Source organism: Colwellia meonggei (assembly GCF_057537295.1).
Genome location: NZ_BAAJLZ010000019.1, coordinates 1 through 1,742, shown reverse-complemented (window position 1 = coordinate 1,742; position 1,742 = coordinate 1). Strand labels below are relative to the sequence as shown.

At 50.7% G+C, this 1,742-nt stretch carries 1 rRNA gene; it reads left to right on the top strand.

Annotated elements, in window-relative coordinates:
- The first annotated feature begins 124 nt into the window (after window positions 1–124).
- A 16S ribosomal RNA gene (locus AC27E9_RS19130) occupies window positions 125–1,665 on the top strand.
- The last annotated feature ends 77 nt before the right edge of the window (window positions 1,666–1,742 follow it).

Genomic DNA, 1,742 nt, shown 5'->3' with positions numbered 1-1,742 from the left:
AAATTAGTATTATTTAATCTTCGGATTGAATGGTACGTTTTATGTAGTTACTTAGTTCCTAGTCGGGATTAAGTGACACGACAGAATTCATTGAGCAGCTAGCTTGTCTAGCACAAACGATTTTTAATTGAAGAGTTTGATCATGGCTCAGATTGAACGCTGGCGGCAGGCTTAACACATGCAAGTCGAGCGGAAACGAGAATAGCTTGCTATTCGGCGTCGAGCGGCGGACGGGTGAGTAATGCTTGGGAATATGCCTTGAGGTGGGGGACAACAGTTGGAAACGACTGCTAATACCGCATAATGTCTACGGACCAAAGGAGGGGATCTTCGGACCTTTCGCCTTTAGATTAGCCCAAGTGAGATTAGCTAGATGGTGGGGTAATGGCCTACCATGGCGACGATCTCTAGCTGGTTTGAGAGGATGATCAGCCACACTGGGACTGAGACACGGCCCAGACTCCTACGGGAGGCAGCAGTGGGGAATATTGCACAATGGGCGAAAGCCTGATGCAGCCATGCCGCGTGTGTGAAGAAGGCCTTCGGGTTGTAAAGCACTTTCAGCGAGGAGGAAAGGGATGTAGTTAATAACTGCATTCTGTGACGTTACTCGCAGAAGAAGCACCGGCTAACTTCGTGCCAGCAGCCGCGGTAATACGAGGGGTGCAAGCGTTAATCGGAATTACTGGGCGTAAAGCGTGCGTAGGTGGTTTGTTAAGCAAGATGTGAAAGCCCCGGGCTCAACCTGGGAACTGCATTTTGAACTGGCAGGCTAGAGTATTGTAGAGGGTAGTGGAATTTCCAGTGTAGCGGTGAAATGCGTAGAGATTGGAAGGAACATCAGTGGCGAAGGCGGCTACCTGGACAAATACTGACACTGAGGCACGAAAGCGTGGGGAGCAAACAGGATTAGATACCCTGGTAGTCCACGCCGTAAACGATGTCAACTAGCCGTCTGTAGCCTTGAGCTGTGGGTGGCGTAGCTAACGCGCTAAGTTGACCGCCTGGGGAGTACGGCCGCAAGGTTAAAACTCAAATGAATTGACGGGGGCCCGCACAAGCGGTGGAGCATGTGGTTTAATTCGATGCAACGCGAAGAACCTTACCATCCCTTGACATCCAGAGAATTTTCTAGAGATAGATTAGTGCCTTCGGGAACTCTGTGACAGGTGCTGCATGGCTGTCGTCAGCTCGTGTTGTGAAATGTTGGGTTAAGTCCCGCAACGAGCGCAACCCCTATCCTTATTTGCCAGCGCGTAATGGCGGGAACTCTAAGGAGACTGCCGGTGATAAACCGGAGGAAGGTGGGGACGACGTCAAGTCATCATGGCCCTTACGGGATGGGCTACACACGTGCTACAATGGCGTATACAGAGGGCAGCAATACCGCGAGGTGGAGCGAATCCCACAAAGTACGTCGTAGTCCGGATCGGAGTCTGCAACTCGACTCCGTGAAGTCGGAATCGCTAGTAATCGTAGATCAGAATGCTACGGTGAATACGTTCCCGGGCCTTGTACACACCGCCCGTCACACCATGGGAGTGGGTTGCAAAAGAAGTGGCTAGTTTAACCTTCGGGAGGACGGTCACCACTTTGTGATTCATGACTGGGGTGAAGTCGTAACAAGGTAACCCTAGGGGAACCTGGGGTTGGATCACCTCCTTATCTTGAAGTAAAACAATGCAATGGAGCTTCGGCTCACGAGTGTCTACACAAATTACATGATAACGAATTAGAAGAAG